General features: G+C 53.5%; 22 protein-coding genes and 1 riboswitch. Of the genes, 9 read left to right on the forward strand and 13 right to left on the reverse strand.

The features are described from left to right. Positions 1–15: 15 nt before the first annotated feature. Positions 16–1,149: a DUF445 domain-containing protein gene (locus tag ACTVDO_RS05410; protein WP_020958783.1), complete on the reverse strand. Its 1,134-nt coding sequence runs from the start codon at positions 1,147–1,149 to the stop codon at positions 16–18. Between the two features lie 125 nt (positions 1,150–1,274). On the opposite strand from ACTVDO_RS05410, the gene ACTVDO_RS05415 reads away from it, so the two are divergent. From ACTVDO_RS05415 to ACTVDO_RS05430, 4 genes are read left to right on the forward strand one after another with little or no spacing between them, the layout of a single operon-like run. Then, positions 1,275–2,351, forward strand: coding sequence for a YheC/YheD family endospore coat-associated protein (locus ACTVDO_RS05415; protein ID WP_020958782.1), 1,077 nt, complete (start codon positions 1,275–1,277; stop codon positions 2,349–2,351). 6 nt (positions 2,352–2,357) lie between these two features. Then, positions 2,358–3,425, forward strand: a complete 1,068-nt coding sequence (locus ACTVDO_RS05420) for a YheC/YheD family endospore coat-associated protein (RefSeq protein ID WP_442901177.1) — start codon at positions 2,358–2,360, stop codon at positions 3,423–3,425. Beyond that, the gene (locus ACTVDO_RS05425; RefSeq protein WP_020958780.1) at positions 3,422–4,771 is read left to right on the forward strand and encodes a YheC/YheD family endospore coat-associated protein; all 1,350 of its coding nucleotides are present in this window, start codon (positions 3,422–3,424) and stop codon (positions 4,769–4,771) included. Before ACTVDO_RS05420 ends, ACTVDO_RS05425 begins: the two co-directional genes overlap by 4 nt. Continuing rightward, positions 4,768–5,934 carry a YheC/YheD family endospore coat-associated protein gene (locus ACTVDO_RS05430; protein ID WP_442901178.1) on the forward strand — a complete coding sequence of 389 codons (1,167 nt, stop codon included), beginning with the start codon at positions 4,768–4,770 and terminating at the stop codon, positions 5,932–5,934. The genes ACTVDO_RS05425 and ACTVDO_RS05430 overlap by 4 nt, the downstream gene beginning before the upstream one ends. On the opposite strand, the gene ACTVDO_RS05435 is transcribed toward ACTVDO_RS05430, so the two are convergent. After that, on the reverse strand, positions 5,894–6,298 hold the full coding sequence (locus ACTVDO_RS05435) for a hypothetical protein (RefSeq protein ID WP_442901179.1): 405 nt from the start codon (positions 6,296–6,298) through the stop codon (positions 5,894–5,896). The two genes, ACTVDO_RS05430 and ACTVDO_RS05435, sit on opposite strands and share 41 nt — an antisense overlap. Before the next feature lie 108 nt (positions 6,299–6,406). On the opposite strand from ACTVDO_RS05435, the gene ACTVDO_RS05440 reads away from it, so the two are divergent. From ACTVDO_RS05440 to ACTVDO_RS05450, 3 genes are all read left to right on the forward strand, one after another. After that, complete coding sequence (locus ACTVDO_RS05440; protein WP_020958777.1) at positions 6,407–6,595, forward strand: hypothetical protein; 189 nt, start codon at positions 6,407–6,409, stop codon at positions 6,593–6,595. 83 nt (positions 6,596–6,678) lie between these two features. Next, positions 6,679–7,566 (forward strand): PucR family transcriptional regulator, encoded by an 888-nt coding sequence (locus ACTVDO_RS05445; protein WP_020958776.1) that lies wholly within the window; start codon positions 6,679–6,681, stop codon positions 7,564–7,566. Positions 7,567–7,700: 134 nt separating this feature from the next. Beyond that, complete coding sequence (locus ACTVDO_RS05450; protein ID WP_020958775.1) at positions 7,701–8,813, forward strand: ABC transporter ATP-binding protein; 1,113 nt, start codon at positions 7,701–7,703, stop codon at positions 8,811–8,813. A gap of 52 nt (positions 8,814–8,865) precedes the next feature. Here the strand turns inward: ACTVDO_RS05450 and ACTVDO_RS05455 are convergent, their stop codons facing one another. After that, positions 8,866–9,108: a hypothetical protein gene (locus ACTVDO_RS05455; RefSeq protein WP_020958774.1), complete on the reverse strand. Its 243-nt coding sequence runs from the start codon at positions 9,106–9,108 to the stop codon at positions 8,866–8,868. A gap of 287 nt (positions 9,109–9,395) precedes the next feature. Here ACTVDO_RS05455 and ACTVDO_RS05460 point away from each other — a divergent pair, with 287 nt between their 5' ends. Further along, positions 9,396–9,608, forward strand: a complete 213-nt coding sequence (locus ACTVDO_RS05460; protein ID WP_008881613.1) for an alpha/beta-type small acid-soluble spore protein — start codon at positions 9,396–9,398, stop codon at positions 9,606–9,608. A gap of 74 nt (positions 9,609–9,682) precedes the next feature. Here ACTVDO_RS05460 and ACTVDO_RS05465 read toward each other — a convergent pair whose 3' ends face one another. The 10 genes from ACTVDO_RS05465 to tenA form a co-directional block, all read right to left on the reverse strand. Next, positions 9,683–10,954, reverse strand: coding sequence for a hemolysin family protein (locus ACTVDO_RS05465; protein ID WP_020958773.1), 1,272 nt, complete (start codon positions 10,952–10,954; stop codon positions 9,683–9,685). A gap of 697 nt (positions 10,955–11,651) precedes the next feature. After that, positions 11,652–12,677 carry a thiazole biosynthesis adenylyltransferase ThiF gene (locus tag ACTVDO_RS05470; RefSeq protein ID WP_442901180.1) on the reverse strand — a complete coding sequence of 342 codons (1,026 nt, stop codon included), beginning with the start codon at positions 12,675–12,677 and terminating at the stop codon, positions 11,652–11,654. Beyond that, complete coding sequence (locus ACTVDO_RS05475) at positions 12,674–13,441, reverse strand: thiazole synthase (protein ID WP_020958771.1); 768 nt, start codon at positions 13,439–13,441, stop codon at positions 12,674–12,676. Before ACTVDO_RS05475 ends, ACTVDO_RS05470 begins: the two co-directional genes overlap by 4 nt. A 1-nt stretch (position 13,442) precedes the next feature. Continuing rightward, entirely contained in the window at positions 13,443–13,646 is a 204-nt protein-coding gene (gene thiS / locus ACTVDO_RS05480) for a sulfur carrier protein ThiS (RefSeq protein ID WP_020958770.1), read from the reverse strand. Then, positions 13,643–14,782, reverse strand: a complete 1,140-nt coding sequence (gene thiO / locus ACTVDO_RS05485; protein WP_020958769.1) for a glycine oxidase ThiO — start codon at positions 14,780–14,782, stop codon at positions 13,643–13,645. The genes thiS and thiO overlap by 4 nt, the downstream gene beginning before the upstream one ends. Before the next feature lies 1 nt (position 14,783). After that, positions 14,784–15,389, reverse strand: a complete 606-nt coding sequence (tenI, locus tag ACTVDO_RS05490) for a thiazole tautomerase TenI (RefSeq protein ID WP_020958768.1) — start codon at positions 15,387–15,389, stop codon at positions 14,784–14,786. A gap of 16 nt (positions 15,390–15,405) precedes the next feature. Then, a complete protein-coding gene (locus tag ACTVDO_RS05495) occupies positions 15,406–16,188 on the reverse strand; it encodes an energy-coupling factor transporter transmembrane component T family protein (protein ID WP_020958767.1) in 783 nt (260 codons plus the stop codon). Next, entirely contained in the window at positions 16,185–17,639 is a 1,455-nt protein-coding gene (locus ACTVDO_RS05500) for an ABC transporter ATP-binding protein (protein WP_442901181.1), read from the reverse strand. The genes ACTVDO_RS05495 and ACTVDO_RS05500 overlap by 4 nt, the downstream gene beginning before the upstream one ends. A gap of 12 nt (positions 17,640–17,651) precedes the next feature. Next, positions 17,652–18,242: an ECF transporter S component gene (locus ACTVDO_RS05505; protein WP_020958765.1), complete on the reverse strand. Its 591-nt coding sequence runs from the start codon at positions 18,240–18,242 to the stop codon at positions 17,652–17,654. A gap of 32 nt (positions 18,243–18,274) precedes the next feature. Beyond that, positions 18,275–18,958, reverse strand: coding sequence for a thiaminase II (tenA, locus tag ACTVDO_RS05510; protein WP_020958764.1), 684 nt, complete (start codon positions 18,956–18,958; stop codon positions 18,275–18,277). A 107-nt stretch (positions 18,959–19,065) separates the two neighbouring features. Next, positions 19,066–19,173, reverse strand: a riboswitch (TPP riboswitch). Between the two features lie 147 nt (positions 19,174–19,320). Between tenA and ACTVDO_RS05515 the strand changes: the two genes are divergently transcribed. Further along, positions 19,321–20,505 carry a class I SAM-dependent rRNA methyltransferase gene (locus tag ACTVDO_RS05515; RefSeq protein ID WP_020958763.1) on the forward strand — a complete coding sequence of 395 codons (1,185 nt, stop codon included), beginning with the start codon at positions 19,321–19,323 and terminating at the stop codon, positions 20,503–20,505. The last annotated feature ends 6 nt before the right edge of the window (positions 20,506–20,511 follow it).

Consider the following 20,511-nt stretch of genomic DNA (forward strand, 5'->3'; position numbering starts at 1 on the left):
GCGATATGCCTCCGGCTACAGCCATAAGCCGATGACGCCTTGAACAGCGCCGATCATCCCGCCAAGAAAAGCGCCCAAATACGTGATCATTTTCAACTCACGGCGGGCGATCGACAAAATGATCGCCTCTAATCGCCTTAGCGAAAACGATTCAACTTGATCGCGGACAATGTCCGCCAATCCGAGCTGCGCCACGATCCCCTCCATTTTGTCCCCAAGCACGCGAACCGCTGCGCCCACCGCTTGCGGAACGAGACGGTCGAACAGTTTTTGTTCATACGGAGCGATCAGCACGGCGATGGGGCGGTGCAGCCAGCCGTTGTTTCGCACAAGACTGCGGGCGGCGGCACTCACCGCCTCACGAATGCGCCGGCGACCGATCATCTCTTCAACAGCGGCCAGCGGATAGCTGATCCATTTGTTCCATTCCGCCCAAAGAAGGCGGGCGAGCATCGCTCTCGTACCGGCATGGCGCAAAAATTTGCTGAGCTCCGATTGCACTTTATCGACGAAATTGACATTGCCGAGCAACATTTGCAACATGCCCCCGACCATCCCTCTCTCCTGGAAAAAGCGGTGGATCATGCCGGCCAGCTGTTGTTTTCCTTCTTCACTGCTGAAATAATCGAGCACCCGATCGGCCAGGTAGCCGGCCAAGGCTTCAACGCGCGCCTCCATCGTTTGCTTCAGTTCCGGCGGCAATAGATCGCGAATGGGCCGCAGACGCCACGTTTCGCCCCATCGTTCATACACCTGCTCGATCTCCTTAGCCGCCAACTCGCTAAGCCGTTCATCAGGCGAATGGACGCCGAGGCGCTCGAGCAGCTGTGCTGGTGTTTCTTGGCGCGAAAGCCATCGTTTCAACCATTCACGTCCCCAGTCAGCCATTCCTACAGCAAAGTCATGATCCGTTAGCTTCCGACGCAGCCCTTCCGGTGTCACTAAATGCTCAACGACTGTTTTCCCGAGCTGTTCCGCGAGTTCCCGCCTCCGTTTTGGGATCAAGCCAGGGGTGAACGGCAGCTGTTTTCCAAATATGTATATCGGCTCATACGGGCGAAACAACATGACGATCGCGATAAAGTTCGTCACTCCACCGATTAGCGCCCCGACCGCGATCATAAACAACAAATAAACGAACGTGTCCATCATCTTCCCCTTCCGTCCGTGCCGCTGTCACCAAACAGCAGCCCTCATCATACGATACGGTATAAACGTTTGCCTAATTTTTCATTATAGACCTTGCCTGACGAATGCGCAAATGAGGGACTGCGATGAACGAACAACGAACCGTTGCCGTGCTGACGGAAATGAAGGAAACAAGTGAACAAACATATTTTGGCTCCATCCATCGTTTTTGCGAGGAACTGGCGCAATACGGGGAAGAGCGCGGCCTCTTTGTTTACGTCACATCGCCGTCGCTTTATTTGCAGCACATAGGCTATCAATGGGTTGGCGGTGAGTGGAGGAAACGAGATGTTCCTCCGGCTGATGTCATCTACAACCGGCTCCACTCGCGCCAATCGGAATATACTCCTTTGTTCACCGGGCTGCTCACCCGGCTTGCCGAGGAAGGGGGAACGATATTCAATCGCCGTTTTTTGCATAAATGGGAAGTGCATCGCTATTTCGAGCGGCACGAGTACTTGCATCCCTATTTGCCCAAAACGGCATTATGGAACAACGAACACACGCTTGAAGCCTTTTTGGCCGCCTTCCCATCCGTCTTTCTCAAACCGATCCACGGCAGCCAAGGGCGAGGGATTTTCTGCCTTGAACGTTTGGATGGCGGAATTTGTCTTCGCCACTCCACTTCCGCTTCGACAGCCATATACAGCTCGATAGACCATGTAGTTTCCGCTTTGCGGCAACGAACGAAGACGACAATGATCATTCAACAAGGGCTTGATCTCCGCACATTTGACGGCCGCCCGGTCGATTTCCGGCTTCTTTGCCATCGCGTTCGCAACAATGATTGGCGTGTTACCTCAGCGGTCGCCCGTGTGGCGCCGCCCCATCAGTTTGTCGCCAATCTCGCTCGGGGCGGGGAACTGATGGCGGTCAATCCCGTATTGCGAGAATGGTACACAGCATCAGACGCTTTCCAGAAAAAACAGCTTCTCAAAGAAATTGCGTTGGAAGCGGCGGCCGTGCTGACGCTTGAAGCGGAAGGGCTGTATGGGGAGTTGGGGATCGATCTCGCGATTGATGTCCATGACCATCCTTGGATCATTGAAGTGAACACAAAACCGTCGAAACAGACGGAACCGACAGCCTCTCCACAATCCGTTCGTCCGTCGGCGAAAGCAGTTATGGACTATTGTTTAGCATTGATGGAGGAAAGGGAGTGAACGACGTTGATTTCACTCGGTTTTGTCACCCTTGACGAACAGCAAGACCGCGGCTATTGCACCGAAGTGGCTAAACGCGCCGGGCGCTACGGCATTTCGGTTTGCCGTTTTTCGCCGCTGAATATTGACCCACAGACGGAACACGTTCACGGCTTTGTCTTTCAGGAAGAGACGAACGAATGGGCGGATGCCGTCTTTCCCATTCCACCGTTTTTATACGACCGTTGCTTTTACGGCCATGACGATCGTTCGAAAAAAGCGAAACCGATAATGCGCTGGCTAAAGCAGCGGCCTGACTTGGTCTTTTTAGGCTATGGCCTGCCCAACAAGTGGGAGGTGTACGAATCGCTTTCGGCCCATCCGCTTCTGTCGGCGTATGTGCCGCCGACCGTCCGTCTCGAACGCGCTGATGACATGCTCGAGCTTCTCCGTCGCGAACAGGCCGTCATTGCCAAGCCGGTGCACGGTTCCGCCGGACGCGGTATTTACGTTATCCAAAAAAAAGGGAAAACGTTATCCGTCCAAGACGGGAGCGGCAAAGAACGGGCGGTCATCACCCGCCGGAGAGAACTGGATCAGCTTGTCACCTCGTTGAACCGCCGCGACGGCTACGCGCTGCAGCCGCTTCTTTCACTGTCCACTCCGGCGAGCGAACCGTTTGATCTTCGCGTTTTATTGCAAAAAGATGAAACCGACCGTTGGATCGAACAAGTGCGGGCCGTGCGGATCGGGCACGCGGGAACGTGGGTGGCCAACGTCCGCGCTGGGGCCGATATTCGGCCATTTGCGGATTGGCTTGATTGCCTGCCGTCTCCAAAGCGCATCGTCGTGCTTGATAGTATCGAAACGATCATCCGCACACTGCCAACTTATATCGACAGTGAGTTCGGCCCACTGTTTGAGATTGGCTTAGATCTTGGCGTGGCCGACAACGGGGCGGTCTGGATTTTAGATGTGAATTCCAAACCAGGGAGAAAAGTCGTCAACATCCTCTCTGCGGAGCAACAAAACGGCATTTATGAAGCGCCGCTCCGCTACTGTTTGTTTTTGGCGGGCGGGGGGAACAGTCGATGACCTATGAATTCATCATTGACAAAAACGGGGAGAACACGGTCACCTTGCCCGCCTCGCTTCAAGCAAACGGACAAACGGCAGCTGCGTTTGGCAGCGTGCTTGTCCCGTGCCGGATTGTTTCCTCTTCCGCGCTCACCGACCGCGTGGTCATTACAAGTGACGTCGCCCGGCGCCTATCCATTCCGTTTGCCGCTAACGTCCACGTCTTTTTAACCGCGGAAGCCGTCCATTTCGGTCCGCTTGTCGGCGTTTTCACCGCCGGATTTACAAAGTCGCTTCAGCGGCCGGTCGGGGGGCGCAGTTTTTTCTTCGCCAAACTGTTAGCGCAAGAGAAACAAGTCGGCGGATTCGCTTTTTTGTTCGGCCCTTCCCATATCGACTGGGAAAACGGAATGATCAACGGCTATTTTTATACGGAACGCGGTTGGGAGCGCCATACGGTGCCATTGCCGACCGTTATTTACAACCGCCTGCCAAACCGGCGCATTGAAAATAACGAAATGTTTCAAACGATCACCGAGACGTTGCAAACCGCTTATGGCATTCCGGTGTTTAATGGTCATTTTTTCAACAAATGGGATATTTACCGTCAACTCGCCACCCATCGCGAAGCGCGACCGTACTTGCCAGCGACATCTGCCCATATTACATGGCAGACAGTCGAACAGTTTCTCACCCGCTACACGGAAGCGTATGTGAAACCGGCGGATGGGAGCCTCGGCCGCGGCATCTACCATTTGGCCCAAAAAAACAATGTATACGAATGCCGTTTTCGCGATGAACAAGGGGAAACGAAAACCGCCCTGTTTCCAACTGCCATGGCACTATGGCATTATTTGCTTGCCGAGGCGCCACTGCATCGCTGCGTCATTCAGCAGGCTGTGCCGCTCATGACCGTCAATGGCCGGCCGACGGATTTTCGCGTCCATACTAATAAAAATGAATACGGCCAATGGCAAGTGAGCGCCATCGCGGCCAAAATCGCCGGAAGGCAAAGCATCACCACTCATATGAACAGCGGCGGAATCGTTAAAACACTCGAAGACATTTTTCCGGACACTGCCCAGCGCGAAACCGTGTTGGCACGTCTGCATAACGCCGCTCTTACACTTAGCCGCTGCCTTGACGAAACATCGGAAACTTTGATCGGTGAAATCGGCTTTGACCTCGGTGTGGATAAACAGGGGAAAATTTGGATGTTCGAAGCCAACTCCAAACCAGGGCGCTCAATTTTTAAGCATCCAGGGCTTAAGGAGGCAGATGAGCGCACGTCGCTGCTGCCGCTCGCTTATGCCGTCCACCTAAGCAAAACGGCCATCACCGAACCAGAGGCGCTTTGGCCATGATCGTGATCGGCTATCGGCGCGACACGGGCGAGTGGGTTTGCAAGGAAGCGGGCGGGCTTTATCGATTTGGCAGCGGCCAGCTCGTCTTCACCGCTTCTCTTCCCGATCTTACTTTTGCCGTTCGCGCACAAGACGGGCGGGTCGGACCGCTTGTCGGCATTTTGGTGAGCGAATCGTCCATTCCGGCTTTGCTTGGCGGGAGAAAGCCGTGGCTTGAGACTGTCATCCGCTCGTTCCATGCTAATGGCGGGATCACCATCGTCAGCACAGCAGCCGGCATCGGTGAGAAAACGGTCTCCGGCTATGTATTCGTCCCGGCGCTCGAGCGTTTTGTCGAATCGTTTACCCCGTTGCCAGACGCCGTCTACAACCGGGTAAAAAGCCGCGAGGAAGAACAAAGCGAGCCGTTTCAAACAGCAGCGGCCCGGCTTGCCGCTCGCGGCATCCCGCTCGTCAACCGCTCCTTTTTCCGCAAGTCGGACGTTTACGACACATTGCGGACTGACCGTCGGCTTTGGCCGTACTTGTTGCCGACTGCACTTGTTGACACGGTGGATGACGTGCGTGCTTGGCTTGATCAATACAGCTGCATCTATGTCAAACAAGATAGCGGGTCAAGAGGAAACGGCTTATTCCGCCTCACCGCCTTGCCTGGGGCGGCGGCCATATGCGAATCTCCCCGCGGCCAAAAACGGTTGAGGGCGCTCGATGAGCTGGCGCCCCTTCTCCAATCTTGTCGTTACATTGTCCAAGCAGCAGCCGACACCGATACGTGGAACGGCCGCCGTTACGATTTGCGCGTGCTTGCTCATTGGCAGCGCGGCCGCTACACGATTACCGGCGTCGGTGTCCGCCTTGCCGGAACGCAGTCGCTGACCACCCACACTTTTCATGGTGGAACCGTATTGCCATACACAGAAGTCAAAGAACGCATCGACGAACAGGCGCTCGGGCAACTGATTGCCCTTAGCGGTGAACGCCTTAGCGAGCGGTTCGGCTTTGTCGGCGAATTTTCCGCCGACATCGGTGTCGGCCGCGAACGGCAGCTGTACGTTTATGAAATGAACGCCAAACCGATGGTGTTTGACGAACCGGAAATTGAAACGCAGCGTCTCAGGCGGCTTAATCAGCTGTTTGCCGAATTAGCTCATCTTGTGCCATAGCCCAAAACTCACGGCTGTACTGAAGCGCCTGACGAACTACTTGGCTGGCCGCCTGTTTGGCCGCACCATCCAATCGTCCGCAAATGTCCCGGCATAACTTTGCCTTTTCCCATTCTGCTTCCGCCAAGGATTGCAGCAAGTCCAAACGGCTGGCCCCCGTTTCTTTTCGCCCTCTTCCTTCATGGCATTCCACGTTAGCGCCGGACACTAAATAATGCACATATTGCCAAAGCTTCTGCTGCCGGCGGGTCTCGTCTAAGTAGCGAGCCCATGTCGGCTCGTCCGTTCCGGTCCCGGCGAGCTGTCTCGCCTTTGTTTCAGTTGCGGCGGTCGTTTCGATCAGCTTTTTAATGGAAACGATCATGCCCTATTCGCTCCTTCCCGCTTGTTCTGATTATCCATATGAGGTCAGTGGATAACGTATGCCTATTCCGCGCAAACTAGAAAAAAACGATGAGAAAGGAGCAAAACGATGGAACGGAAAGAAGCCGGACACCAAGACGTTTTGTACGAAGGGCGCGATGAATATTATATGGATATCGACCGGATGATTAATGAAGGAATGGCCGGCGGCGCTGTGCACGGTCGCGGCGATGAGGTCAATATCGAGGAAGCGCGCGACCTTGTAAAAGAGGAACCCCCTTATGAAGCAGGCGATTGACCAATGAACCGATTTTCCCGGCGTCGGGAAAGTCGGTTTTTTGTTATAATGAGTAAAAAAATGACAGAAAGGGTTGCGCCGCAATGTTAAAAGAGCTCAAGTTACTTTATGAAGAAGATATCGTCATTAACGGCCAGCCGGAAGATCCGGAAGCATACGAATGGTTTTATACTGCCGACGGCGATGAGATTGGCATCGCCAAACAGCGGTTAACGAAACGGGAACGACAATTGCTGGCGCTGTTTTTGATCCCGGCCGATCACCGGCGGGAACGAGAAAGTGAAGAGGAGCGGGCGTGGAAGCGCTGGATGGCAAGCGGCGACCCAGCGGCACCCGCCATGCTGGCTGCTCCGTACTGCCGGTTGATTCACTTCATCGTGAACCGGCCGATCACCGACAAAATCGAATTTGCTGAAACGATCCGCGACCTTTTTGATTCCCCAGTAACGATCGTTTGGAACAAGGATAAGGGCGGCCTGATCATCGAAGCCAGGCAAAAACGGACAGCCAAACCGCCGCTGTTGGCAGAAATGGCCGACGCGCTCGCTGCCGATTTTTACGCTACAATCCATTTATTCATCGGTCCGACTCGCCCTGTCGATGATCGGCTATATGAATCGTTTCTTCTTGAAAAAGAATGCTTTTCCGCCGCCCGGCGCTTTTGGCCGAAACAAACGGTGTACGAATGGGAAGATGCCATCCCTCTTCCTCTCCTTGGCGATGGCAGGAGGGATACGACCGAGCGGATCTTATCGTTTCTCGATGGATTTGATGAAGACGAAATACGAGCGATGGAGACATTTTTGCAATGTAATTTAAACGTCTCCATGGCGGCGAAAAAGCTGTACATGCACCGCAACAGTTTGCAATATCGAATCGATAAATGGACGGAGCAAACGGGTATTGACATCAAGCGATTTAAAGGGGCTGCGGCGATCTATTTGGCCATTTTGCACCGCCGCCGCACTTAACAGCCGCTGGGCCGTCCCGGCATGTCGCCGAAAACGGGCGGCATTTTTTGTGCACCTTGTCCATTTACGAATGTTCGTATTTTTCTATAGACTAGTACTAGGAGAAAGCGATTTCAATGATAGGAGGATTCATGATGGCAGAACTCGTTCTTGACCATATTTACAAAATTTACGACAACAATGTCACCGCCGTTAAAGACTTCAACTTACATATTCAAGATAAGGAGTTTATCGTCTTTGTCGGTCCGTCCGGCTGCGGCAAATCGACGACATTGCGAATGGTCGCCGGTCTTGAGGAAATTTCAAAAGGCGATCTGTATATCGATGGCAGGCGGATGAACGATGTGCCGCCGAAAGACCGAGACATCGCCATGGTGTTCCAAAACTATGCTCTTTACCCGCATATGAGCGTTTATGACAACATGGCATTCGGCTTAAAGCTGCGCAAATTCCCGAAAGCGGAAATCGAGAAACGCGTCCGCGAGGCGGCGCGCATCCTCGGACTGGAGCAATATTTAGACCGTAAGCCAAAGGCACTCTCCGGCGGACAGCGGCAACGCGTGGCGTTAGGACGCGCCATCGTCCGCGATGCGAAAGTATTTTTAATGGACGAACCTCTTTCAAACTTGGACGCCAAATTGCGCGTGCAAATGCGCTCGGAAATCGCCAAACTCCATCAGCGTCTTGAAACGACAACGATTTACGTCACCCACGACCAAACGGAAGCGATGACGATGGCAACCCGCCTTGTCGTCATGAAAGACGGCGTCATCCAGCAAGTCGGAACGCCGCGCGAAGTGTATGAGAAACCGGAAAACATCTTCGTCGGCGGCTTTATCGGCTCGCCTGCGATGAACTTTATTAGAGGGACGCTGCAAGACGGCAAGTTTGTCGTTGGCCAAACGTCATTTGGCGTGCCGGAAGGAAAAATGAAAGTATTGCGCGATCAAGGGTATATCGGCAAGGAAGTCATTTTAGGGATCCGCCCGGAAGACATTCACGATGAGCCACTCTTCTTAGAGGCATCGCCTGCGACAAAAATTAAAGCCCACGTCGAAGTCGCTGAGTTGCTCGGTGCCGAATCGATGATTTACTCCAACATCGATGGCCAAGAGTTTGTCGCCCGTATTGACGCGCGCACCGAAATCAAGCCGGGGCACCGCCTCGATCTTGCACTTGATATGAACAAAGCGCATTTCTTTGACGTCGAAACGGAGCGGCGCATTCGGGCTGCAGACGACAAGTAAGCCCTCATTTGTTTCTATGTAGATCCATCAGGCTCTAGCGTTGCGCTAGAGCCTATTCTTTAATAAAGCGCACTTCCTCTTCCCGGCAGTGCGGGCAGTAAAACAAATGGACACATTCGCGGTTCAAATACGTGCGCGGATAACCGTCGACAAGCTTCATGACATCCGTGTCCATATACGGGCTGTAATCGTCCAAATAGTCAGTAACTTTTCCTTGGTCCTCCATCGGCTGTCGGCAGTAGCTGCAGTACACTGTCATCCGGCGCAGCCCGTTGCAAAGCGGGCATACATTCATGCTGCTTCCTCCTCTAAGATGCTCCTTATTTTACATATTCCCTAATGATGACGACGTTAAAACGTTAAAAATTACCATATAACCATGGTGAATAACGGACTAAAAGCGAACCAAACTATGAGTACCGCCGGCAAAACAGGCCACCCGCCGCAATACCTATGCTGGCGAAAGCAAAAGCGGGTGGACGTTGGGTTCAGCCAAGCTTGGCAGCGCGCCTTACGGCGTGCGGCGCTGGTGCAAATCCAGCCAACCCAGCCATCAAAATTTACAAGAGGAGATGATCAACTATGGCACGCAACAATAACAATAATCAACTGTTAGTCGCTGGCGCTCAACAAGCCATCGACCAAATGAAATTCGAGATCGCTCAAGAGTTTGGTGTCAACCTTGGCGCTGATACGACTTCCCGCGCGAACGGTTCAGTCGGTGGGGAAATTACGAAACGCCTTGTAGCGATGGCCCAACAACAACTGGGCGGCCAATTTGGCAACGTTCAATAACCATTCTGCAGACAACTTCATAATAGATGGCCAGAGCCCCAGGCAAGTCAGCCTGGGGCTCTTTTATCTCGTCGTTATATGCCTCCCGCCTGCTCGGCGAGCGGTTGGCTCAAAGAGACAAGCACTTTGCGAATGCGCCGGTTATCAACTTGACGGACGGTCAACGTCAATGGACCGTACTGCAACGTTTCGCCCACTGCCGGAATGCGCTCAAACATTTCAAAAATCCAGCCGCCCAACGTATGCGATTCGCTTTCCGGCACGTCGATCTTCATCACTTCACAAAATTCATCAAGCGGCAGCTCGGCGCTGAATTCAAAACTATGCTCATCAATTTGGCGCACCGTTTTCACTGCTTCGTCATGCTCATCCCATATTTCGCCGACGATTTGTTCGATGATATCCTCGAGCGTAATCAAGCCGGCCGTGCCGCCGAACTCATCGACGACGATCGCCATGTGCACTTTGCTTTTTTGCAGTTCCGGCAACAAATCAGACACTTTCATCGACTCGACAACAAACAGCGGCTGACGCAACAACTCACGGATACGCACGTTGCGTTTTTGGATAAGCTCGCTAAAAAAGTCGCTTTCCGACAAAATGCCGATGACATTATCGATATCCCCTTCATATACCGGAATGCGGGAGTACCTTTCTTCCAAAAACACATCGCGAATCTCTTCAATCGACTGATTCACCTCAACCGCCACCATATCGGCGCGCGGTGTGAAAATTTCTTCGACTAAAATTTCATCAAAATCGAGCGAACGTTGAATCAGTTCTTTTTCCTTGTTGTCAATAACCCCTTCTTCTTCACTCAACTCGACCATCACTTTAATATCTTCCTCCGTGACGGCCGGCGCGGCAGCCCCGTTGGTGAACCGCCGGGCGATTCGTTCCCCCATGGCTTCAAACAATACCGTGATGGGGGCCATTAGTTTCATCAGCCCGTAGGCGAGGCTGGCATACCGAATCGCGAGCGGCTCTGCCTGCTCTTTCGCCATCGATTTTGGCAAAACTTCACCGAAGACAACGGACAAAATCGTCATGACCGCAATGGAGACAAATAAACCGGTCTGTTCCCCAAGCAGTGAAGCAGCGATATAAATAAACAGCGCGACCGCCGTGATGCTCGTCAGACGGTTGGCAATCGCGAGCGTCAACAACACGCGATCGAGTTGTTCGATCACCGCCTGAAGACGCTTATGGTGTGGATGCTCTTCCGCATGATGCTTTAACCGTGGTTTGCTTGCCGATGAAAATGCCGCCTCGGCCGAAGCGAACAATGCGTTTACGAGCAGAAAAAGAAAAAACCAACCGAACAACCTTAACGGCCACTCTTCCAATGAATCTTCACACTCCTATAGGAACATGACTATGTTATTCATATCCATTTTTTCACCGAAACATGCCTGCGAAAACAAAGTTTGCTTCACTGGATGGGAACGGCTGCACGTGGCATCCGCAGTCGGTTTCCGTCCCCTTACTTTAAATATACCAAATTTTTTGCCAACTGGCTACATCCGACGGATTATATTTCCATTTGAACGCTCTCCCACCTGCGCATACGCTTAGAGATGGGAGATGTTAGGAACCCCCGCCCCACATCAGGCTGTCAACCAAGCCATCTCCACGCATCCCGCGGTGCAGCTTTACACTTTCTGCTCTGTTGGAGCAAGAGGAAGATCGACGACGAATCCCGATTCATCCCCCCACTTGCCCTTGCGGGTGAAAATGGGGGGCTTCCCGACGCGGGATGATAAAAATAAAACACGTCGGAACACACCGACGCGTTTTACGATTCAAGCCAACAAGAGCCGATAAAATACACAAGCACCAACAATGAAGCGATATTAAGCGTAACGGACCACTCGGCCATTCATCTTCCCCTCCCGCCTTAATCGTATCATATTGACAAGCGGGAGAAGCAGGAAAAGAAAGAACGTTTTTTGACAGTTTGGTGACATAGAAGACGGGGATGCCCGCCTTGCATGGACATCCCCATTCCATAGCGCTCAAAGATGCTCTCTTCTTGTCCCGGTTTCACCCTAAATACCGGTAATAAATCGTTTTTGCCTCTTGCACATCTTTCGTGCCGTGCACGAGCGCACGGCCGTCGCTAAATACGACGAGCCGCTTGTCGTCAAGCGAAACAGAAACGAGATACGGGTTTGCTTCGGCCTGCAGCCCTTGGCGGCGAAACAGCACCGCCAATTCATCCAAATCGTACTGACGCCGGGAAGGGGGGCGGATTTGCACGGAATCGCGTCCGCACAGCACGGCGGTCTTCGTTTGTTGCTCATAAGAGAGAAACGGATAAGACGGATCATGACCGCACGTCGGACAGTCATCCCTTTTCACCGCATCAATGCGAATGGCTGCATATTCGTTCGTCCAAAGATCAAACGAGACGAGCTTACCGCGCAGCGCCCCCCAGTCTTCCACTAAAATTTTCAGCGCCTCTGCCGTTTGATAACTGACAACCATTTGGACCGCCGGGCTAATAATGCCGGCTGTGTCGCATGTCAAGCCCCCTTGTGGCACCGTTTCAAGCAAGCAATACAGACACGGTGTACGCCCTGGGATGAAGGCGTAGCTTAAACCGTAGCTGCCGACACAGGCGCCGTAAATCCATGGAATCCCGTATTTATAGGCGACGTCATTAACGATCATGCGCGTGTCAAAATTGTCGGTCGCATCAATCAATACATGAGGGCGCTGTTCACCTATAAGCGCCTCCAATTCTTCCGCACCGGCATCCCCAACAATGGCCTCAATATTGACATCGCTGTTTACTTGTTTAAGGCGTCGCTTGGCGGCGATCGCCTTCGGCAGCCGTTCTTTCGCGTCTGACTCGCCGTACAACTGTTGGCGCTGCAAATTGCTCCACTCAACGTAATCGCGGTCAATGATCGTCAATTTGCCAATGCCGGCGCGTACGAGCGCTTCGGCATTGCCCGTGCCAAGCGCCCCGGCGCCGATCAAGACAACATGCTTTTCCCGTATTTTCTTTTGTCCTTCTTCACCGATTGGGGCAAACAATTGCTGTCGGGAATATCGTTCGTTCAAACAACACTCATTCCTTCCGTCGGGCTGCTCGCTGACGCGTATCGTTTTTTCGGAATGCGTCCGGCTTCATAGCCAAGCCGGCCCGCTTCAATCGCCAGCTTCATCGCTTTCGCCATTTTCACCGGATCAGCTGCGCCGGAAACGGCGGTGTTTAATAGCACCCCGTCCGCCCCAAGCTCCATCGCCATCGCTGCATCCGCCGGCCCGCCGATGCCGGCGTCGACAATGACCGGCACGGTTGCCTGCTCGATGATGAAGCTCAAATTGAGCGGATTGATGATGCCCTGCCCTGAACCGATTGGAGACGCTCCCGGCATGACCGCATGGCAGCCAAGCTCCTGCAGCCGCCTCGCTAGCACAACGTCATCGGACGTATATGGCAACACAATAAATCCTTCCTCAAGGAGCATTTCTGCTGCCTTTAACGTTTCAACCGGATCCGGGAGCAACGTTTTGTCGCAGCCGATCACTTCTACCTTAATCATATCACATAATCCGGACGCTTTCGCTAACCGGGCGATGCGCACCGCTTCCTCAGCCGTTTTCGCCCCGGCGGTGTTTGGCAGCAGCTTATATTTGCCCAAGTCGAGCCGCTCTAAAAAGTTCGGCTGCTCCGGAGAAAAAATGTTCATCCGTCGAACTGCAAACGTCAAAATTTCTGCGCCTGATGCTTCCACAGCTTCTTTTTGCACATCCAAATCCGGATATTTGCCCGTGCCAAGCAACAGACGGGAAGAAAATTCATATGGACCGATTTTCAACATCTCAACCGCCTCCTACAAAATGAACGATTTCGACGCGATCGCCATCGGCAAGCGCCGTTTTTGCATATTCATGCTTCTGAATAATGCGAACATTGACTTCCACAATGGCGAGCTTGTTGTCAAGCCGGAAATGAGAAAGCAACTCGCTGACCGTTTTGACTTCATCGGGCACCGTGACGGTCTCCCCGTTGATGATTAATGTCATTCGATCCCCACCTTTTTTTCTGTATGGCGTGTCAACGAAAACGGCAACAAATCAATTCCCGGGTCTTTCCGCTCGACTAAATCAGCCATCAACCGCCCGGTCATCGCACTGAGCAAGATCCCGTTTCGGTAATGGCCGGCGGCAACGAACAGGCCGGCCCGGTCCGGATGTTCGCCGATATATGGCAAGCCATCTTTCGTTTGCGGCCTGATGCCGCTCCATGCCCTCAACCATTCCGCCTGTTTAACGTCAGGAAGCAAACAGGAAGCGCGGTGAAGCAAATTCATCACCCCGTCGGCCGACACACGCCGGTCGTATGTACCGGGAGTGGACGTCGCGCCAATCAGCAACCGGTTGCCCCGCTTTGGTACGATGTAGCAGCCGCTTTTCGCGAACACGGTCGCCTGCAGCAACGGAGCCGCCGTCCGCACCATGACGCACTCCCCTTTGACCGGATACACGGGAAGGGAAAGCCCAAGCCCGGCGCCAAATCGCGCCGTCCAAGCACCCGAAGCGATGACGACTGCCGCAGCCGCAAACGTTCCGTTCGCTGTTTCCACGATATGGCCGCCGGCGCCCGACCGGATGCCCAACACTTCCGTATGCTCATACAAATGGGCGCCGGCGGAGGAAGCGGCTGAAGCAAGAGCGGCGGCCAAATCCGGAGCGCTCACTTGTCCGTCGCCCCCGATGTACATAGCGCCGGCAATCGCTTCCGTTGCGAGATGCGGCTCGAGCTCAAGCGCTTCCTGTTTCGTCAACCAGCGCACCGGCTGATCTGTCGCCCGCCAAAATTCGTAATGACGGCGCAGCTCTTCTGTTTCTTCCTCTGTTGTCGCCACTTTCAGCATTCCTTTTTCGACAAGTCCAATGTCAATACCGGTTCTCTCCCGCAATTCTTCGGCAAGCACCGGCATGAGCGACCGGCTTTTTAACGCCAGCGGCACGAGCGGACTCGGCTCGGAAAATTCCGATTGCGCGCCAAGCATGCCGGCTGCTGCGCTTGACGCTTCACCGGCCATCGCTGCTTTTTCCAAAATCGCAACGCGATGCTGCCGTTTGGCGAGCTCGAAGGCCACTGCCGTCCCGATCACCCCGCCGCCGACAACTGCGACGTCATAATGATGCGCAGTCACGTTATCCCCTCCCTTTGACAATTTCATTGAGCCGTTTCGCCTCACCGACCGGATCGGCTGCGAAAAAAACGGCCGATAACACCGCCACTCCCGCTGCACCGGCTTCTAGCACTTGACGGACATTGCCGGCATGGATGCCGCCGATGGCAATGACGGGAATATGTACAGCGGCGGCCATTTCCTTCAGCAAGTCCACGCCGCGCGGCAGCAACCCGGGCTTGCTGGCGGTTGGGAAAATATGGCCAAATAAACAAAAGTGGGCACCGTCCTTTTCCGCTTTCTTCGCCTCTTCGAGCCCATGCACCGAGCAGCCGACTGTCAAATTGGAGAACGAGCGGCGGACGGCGCGTACCGGCAGGCTATGGTAAGCGAGCTGCACCCCGTTGACGCCGTAGACGGCCGCGACATCGACCCGGTCATTGACAATGATTTTTTGCGGCGGCACCCCGGCGCGAAGAAGTGCGGTGACAAATTCAGCAACCTCGCGCGCCGTTTTCTCCTTTTCCCGAATATGAATAGCATCGGCGTACGGATGAATGTGCCGACAAATGGCGGCGAACTCGTCGGCCGTCTGCCGGCCGGTCGAAATGAAGTGAAGAGTTCCCATCACGATCCCTTTCTTTCTACCGTACATCGTTGATTGAAATATACGGATACTGGATGCCGGCATAATAGGCAGCAAAGGACAAGACGGCAAACAAACCGACAAACAGAACATCGTATTTGCCAAACCCGATTTCATAATAAAACGTGCGCGGGCCGCTGCCGGAAAACTGTTTTGCCTCCATGGCCACCGCGATGCGTTGGGCGCGGCGGATGCTTTGCGCCAAAAGCGGAATGGCGTAGCGCTTCACTTTGCTAAGTCCGCCGCGGCTTGGCACGCCGCGCACCTTCAAAGCATAGCGCACGGTTTGAAACTCCTCCATCATCATCGGCAGCAAACGGACGGCCGCCAAAAAACTGTACGCATACTTCGGTTTCAACTTCAGTTGCTGCATAAGGGAATAAAACAGATGTACCGGCCGAGTCGTCAAGGAAAAAATTAATCCCAACAGCCCAAGTGCCAAGGCGCGAAACCCGAGATGCACGCCGCGCCAAAAACTTTCCGCTGTCACATGAATGAGACCCCAACGGAACCATGTTGTCGTCCCTTCGCCAAACATCATCATCGAGGAGGCGGTGGAAACAAAGATCAGAAAAAACGGCAAAAACAACGAGACAAGCATCTTAACCGGATACCCGGTACCAAAGCAAAACAAAATGAAAAGGGCAAACGACAAATTGATCAGCACGTTCGGATTATGAACGAACAACACCGCAAAAAAGAGCATGACGAGCACAATGAGCTTCAAACTCGGGTTCGCCTCATAAAGCCATGTCTCACGGCGCTGAATGTTCCAATTCATCGCCATGTCCCCCCTTCAGCCAGCACGGGCTTCAAAACGGCGAGCCGCTCATCGCGAACAAGCGCGCCATCCTCAATCGTCCACCGTCTCGTCGCGAAACGGCGGACGATTTGTTCGTCATGAGTGACCATGATGATCGCCGCTCCTTGCTCGCGATACGATTCAAGCATCGCCAGCAGCGCGAATGTGTTTTTCGCATCTTGTCCAAATGTCGGCTCATCAAGCAAAAAAAGACGTTGACCGGCGACGATCGAGGCAGCTACACTCAACCGGCGCTTTTGGCCGACCGACAGCTGATACGGATGCACCTCTTCCTTTCCGTCAAGGGCAAACGCGCTGAGCAGGCGGGTGACCGTCTCATTGATTTCCTCTTCAGGCCGCCCCTCAAGGCGCAACGAATACGCCAGTTCATCGCGCACAGAATGAGTGACAAACTGAAACTCCGGGTTTTGAAACACAAACGCAATATGGCGGTAGAGCGGCTGCCGGCGCTGAATGTCTTCCCCCAACAATGTATATTCGCCTTCTGTGCGAATCAGTTGCATCAACCCATGCAAAAGCGAGCTTTTGCCCGCGCCGTTCCGGCCGGTGACGGCAACCCATTCTCCCTCCCGCACAGTAGCTTCCGGGACGTTGATTTTTACCTCCCGACCGCGAAAACCGCGAAAATTGCGGAGGCAAAGGAGGTCCTTCCCCTCTTGCCGCTTTGGCCGCTGGACTCTTCGATCGTATTCGTCCCAAATGCCCGGATGCCAAATGCCCTCGGCGTGAATGACATCTTTATATTCAGAAAATACGTTCTTGGCCTTGCCATCAGCCATAATCCGTCCGTCGCGGCCGAGCAATACAATCCGATCAACAAAGTCTAAGACATGATCGATTTTATGTTCGACGATGACGACTGTTTTATCGCGACCCACCTTTTTGACGGTTTGCCATACCGCTTTTGTCCCTTCTTCATCAAGCAGTGCGGTCGGCTCATCCAAAAACAAAACATCTGGCTCAAGCGCGAGCACGGAGGCGAGCGCCAACCGCTGCTTCATCCCGCCGGAAAGTGTATGAATATCGGTGTGCGGTTCGATCGCCAACCCGACTTGATCCAACAGCGCACGGATACGGCCGGGCATCTCTTGACGCGGCACGCGTCTATTTTCGAGGGCAAACGCGATTTCCTCATCGGCATACGGCATGCAAAACTGTGCATCCGGATCTTGAAACACATACCCCCACTGTTTCGGTCGCTCAAGGCGCCCGGCTTTCATCGGCACGTCGATCGAACGCGGAATCAAGCCGGCCATCACTTGCAAAAGCGTCGACTTACCGCAGCCAGACGGACCGAGGAGAAGTACTTTCTCCCCAGCGGCGATCGACAGCGACAAGTCGCGAAACAATAAGTCGTTGTGCCCGGGAAATTTCAAGCGCAACTGTTCAATCACAATGGCTTGCTTCATCGCTTTTTCCCCTTATCGGTTCAGCGCATCGTAGTCCTCTTTGGAAGCCGGCCGCCACATTTGCGTCACCCCTGTTTTCTCAAGCGCCTTGGCCAACGAAACGGCGAACACGCCGGAAATGAGAACGGCGCCGACAAAGCGCGCCAACAAAAAGAGCGCCATGTTCCACGGGGCGAGGGCCTCGATATATCCTTTGTAAAAATCCATGATCAGCGAACCGACTGTCGCTCCGATAGCACTGAGCGACACGACAAGCACATCAAACCGTCGATAGCGGAATGCGGCAAACACCAACTCGGCAAACAACCCCTGAATGACACCATAAATGAGCACTTCAAGCCCCCATTGCGACCCCATGACCAGTTCGCCGGACGAAGCTGCAATTTCAGCGAGCAGTGCCACTCCCGGCTTGCGGATGAGCAAATAGGCGAGCGATGAGGCGATAAACCACATTCCGTATATCAATTGGTCGGCGTGAAACCCGAATACTTTCACCACTTCATACAACGGTCCCCACACTTTATAAATGACGCCAAACACAACAGCAATCACAATCGTCGTTAAAATATCGGCCAGCTTCAAGCCTTTCGATGTTTTTTCCAAGAAAACCCCCCCTTTTTAGTGTCGACGCCGTTTTACCGGCTCTCCACCAGCCCGGCGGACGGCCATCGCTCCAATTCATACGCCATCTCCCAAAACTTGTACTCATAGTCGCTGCTGATCAAAAAATGCTGTTCCATCCGACGCCGATCTTCCTCGGTTACAGCGGCGGCAATGGCGTCAAGCCGGTCGATCTGCTCCTTAACAAGCGAGCGAAACCAATCGGAGCTATATGTACTGATCCATTTTTCATAAATCGGATCGTTCGGCCGGCACGTTTTCAGCCGCTCGCCGATTTCGTAATACAGCCAATAGCACGGCAAAATCGCGGCAATGACATCACCCAAATGCCCTTCATACGCCGCCCGATACATATGCGATGTATACGCATAAGCCGTCGGCGCCGGCATGAACGCGGCCCGCTCCTCTTCGGTGATGCCAAGCAGTTCGGCAAACGTTTCGTGAAGCGATAATTCCGCTTCGCATGTGCTTTGGGCATGGTGCGCCAGCCGAGCCGTCGTCGCCAAATCCGGCGATTTCGCCGCCCCGATCGCCTGCACACGGGCAAAATGGCGCAAATAATACGCATCTTGCATGACATAATAACGGAATTTCGCACGATCCAACGTTCCTTCGCCAAGCTCTTTGACAAACGGATGATGAAAGCTTGCCTGCCAGATCGGATCAGCTGCCTGGCGCACCCGCTTTGCAAACGACATTTGTCTCCCCCTTTTCCACAAAATAAAAACGCCGCTTCCTTTACCAAGCAACGTAAAGAAAGCGGCGTGAGCCTACAATTTCGCAAGGCAGAATCATGATCCGCCTATGTGCAGCTCCTCCACTTCCCTACGCTGGTATTACCCAGATCAGGTGCTAAGGGTCTCAAAGGCACACTTTGATCTCAGCCTTTCTAAAGGCCCCCCTAGTGGATGTTCTATCATGATGCCATTTTCCTGTTTATCTTTATCATATCACGACGGCGGCGATTGTCAACCTTTTTTTTCCGTCCGACGTTGCACCGCGCTCCGCGATTCGCTATGATTAAAACGCAACAATTGACTATCGGATGGGAGTGGAACGAATGGCAAAAGTCATGTTAAAACGGCAGCGGAAAAAACGGCTCGAACAAGGCCATCCGTGGATTTTCCAAAGCGAAGTCGACCGCATCGAAGGCGACGTCAAGCCGGGCGACTTCGTCGATGTCTATAACCATCAAGGCTATTGGCTGGCGAAAGGATACATTAACCCGGCCTCGCAAATCATCGTGCGCGTGCTGACGCAAAATCCCGAGGATGAACTCGATGAGCGCTTTTTTATTAGGCGCATCCGCCAAGCGTGGGCGTACCGCGAACGGATGATTCCGGGCGTCCGCTCATGTCGCGCCGTCTACGGCGAAGCCGACTTTCTTCCGGGGCTCATCGTCGATAAATATGAGGACGTGCTTGTAGTACAAATTTTGTCGCTTGGGATGGAAAAACGCAGAGATTGGATTTTGCACGGCTTGCTTGACGTGTTCTCACCAAGAGCCGTTTATTTGCGCAATGATGTATACGTCCGCGAACTGGAGGGGCTCGAACAAGAAAAAGGCTTTTGGTACGGAGAAGCGGAAACCGAAGTCGAAATCGAGGAAAACGGTGTCAAATATATTGTTGATATTGAAGGCGGTCAAAAAACCGGCTTTTTCTTCGATCAGCGGCAAAACCGCGCTGCTCTGCGCCCGCTTATCGGCCCGGAGACGACGGTGCTTGACTGTTTCACCCATACCGGCTCCTTTATGTTAAACGCCTGTCTGTACGGGGCAAAGCACGTCACCGCCGTCGACATTTCCGAACATGCGATTGAAACAGCAAAACGAAACGCCGCCTTAAACGGGTTTACAAATGTGGAATTTGTCGTCGCCAATGCGTTTGACTATTTACGCGAAGCGGTGCGGGCTGGCAAACAGTGGGATGTCGTCATCATCGACCCGCCGGCGTTCGCCAAATCGGCCCACGCGGTATCAAAGGCGCTGCGCGGCTATAAGGACATCAATTTAAACGGGCTGAAGCTTGTCAAAGACGGCGGCTTTTTCGTCACATCGAGCTGCTCATATCACGTTCGCCCCCATCGATTTCAAGAAATGGTCGCCGACGCGGCGTTTGACGCCAAAAAAGTGCTGCGCGAAGTGTACTGGAACGGCGCCGGCTATGACCACCCGAAACTGCTCGCTGCCGATGAAGGCGACTATTTAAAATTCGCCATTTATGAAGTGCATTCCCGACGTTAAGGAAAA

The organism is Geobacillus sp. BK01, from assembly GCF_052220245.1.
Taxonomy (GTDB): domain Bacteria; phylum Bacillota; class Bacilli; order Bacillales; family Anoxybacillaceae; genus Geobacillus.

Coding starts and splice junctions, on each gene's coding strand:
- ACTVDO_RS05410 (WP_020958783.1), bottom strand. CDS start 1,149: ATGGACACGTTCGTTTATTTGTTGTTTATGATCGCGGTCGGGGCGCTA.
- ACTVDO_RS05415 (WP_020958782.1), top strand. CDS start 1,275: ATGAACGAACAACGAACCGTTGCCGTGCTGACGGAAATGAAGGAAACA.
- ACTVDO_RS05425 (WP_020958780.1), top strand. CDS start 3,422: ATGACCTATGAATTCATCATTGACAAAAACGGGGAGAACACGGTCACC.
- ACTVDO_RS05430 (WP_442901178.1), top strand. CDS start 4,768: ATGATCGTGATCGGCTATCGGCGCGACACGGGCGAGTGGGTTTGCAAG.
- ACTVDO_RS05435 (WP_442901179.1), bottom strand. CDS start 6,298: ATGATCGTTTCCATTAAAAAGCTGATCGAAACGACCGCCGCAACTGAA.
- ACTVDO_RS05440 (WP_020958777.1), top strand. CDS start 6,407: ATGGAACGGAAAGAAGCCGGACACCAAGACGTTTTGTACGAAGGGCGC.
- ACTVDO_RS05445 (WP_020958776.1), top strand. CDS start 6,679: ATGTTAAAAGAGCTCAAGTTACTTTATGAAGAAGATATCGTCATTAAC.
- ACTVDO_RS05450 (WP_020958775.1), top strand. CDS start 7,701: ATGGCAGAACTCGTTCTTGACCATATTTACAAAATTTACGACAACAAT.
- ACTVDO_RS05455 (WP_020958774.1), bottom strand. CDS start 9,108: ATGAATGTATGCCCGCTTTGCAACGGGCTGCGCCGGATGACAGTGTAC.
- ACTVDO_RS05460 (WP_008881613.1), top strand. CDS start 9,396: ATGGCACGCAACAATAACAATAATCAACTGTTAGTCGCTGGCGCTCAA.
- ACTVDO_RS05475 (WP_020958771.1), bottom strand. CDS start 13,441: ATGTTGAAAATCGGTCCATATGAATTTTCTTCCCGTCTGTTGCTTGGC.
- thiS (WP_020958770.1), bottom strand. CDS start 13,646: ATGACATTAATCATCAACGGGGAGACCGTCACGGTGCCCGATGAAGTC.
- tenI (WP_020958768.1), bottom strand. CDS start 15,389: ATGGGAACTCTTCACTTCATTTCGACCGGCCGGCAGACGGCCGACGAG.
- ACTVDO_RS05495 (WP_020958767.1), bottom strand. CDS start 16,188: ATGAATTGGAACATTCAGCGCCGTGAGACATGGCTTTATGAGGCGAAC.
- ACTVDO_RS05500 (WP_442901181.1), bottom strand. CDS start 17,639: ATGAAGCAAGCCATTGTGATTGAACAGTTGCGCTTGAAATTTCCCGGG.
- tenA (WP_020958764.1), bottom strand. CDS start 18,958: ATGTCGTTTGCAAAGCGGGTGCGCCAGGCAGCTGATCCGATCTGGCAG.
- ACTVDO_RS05515 (WP_020958763.1), top strand. CDS start 19,321: ATGGCAAAAGTCATGTTAAAACGGCAGCGGAAAAAACGGCTCGAACAA.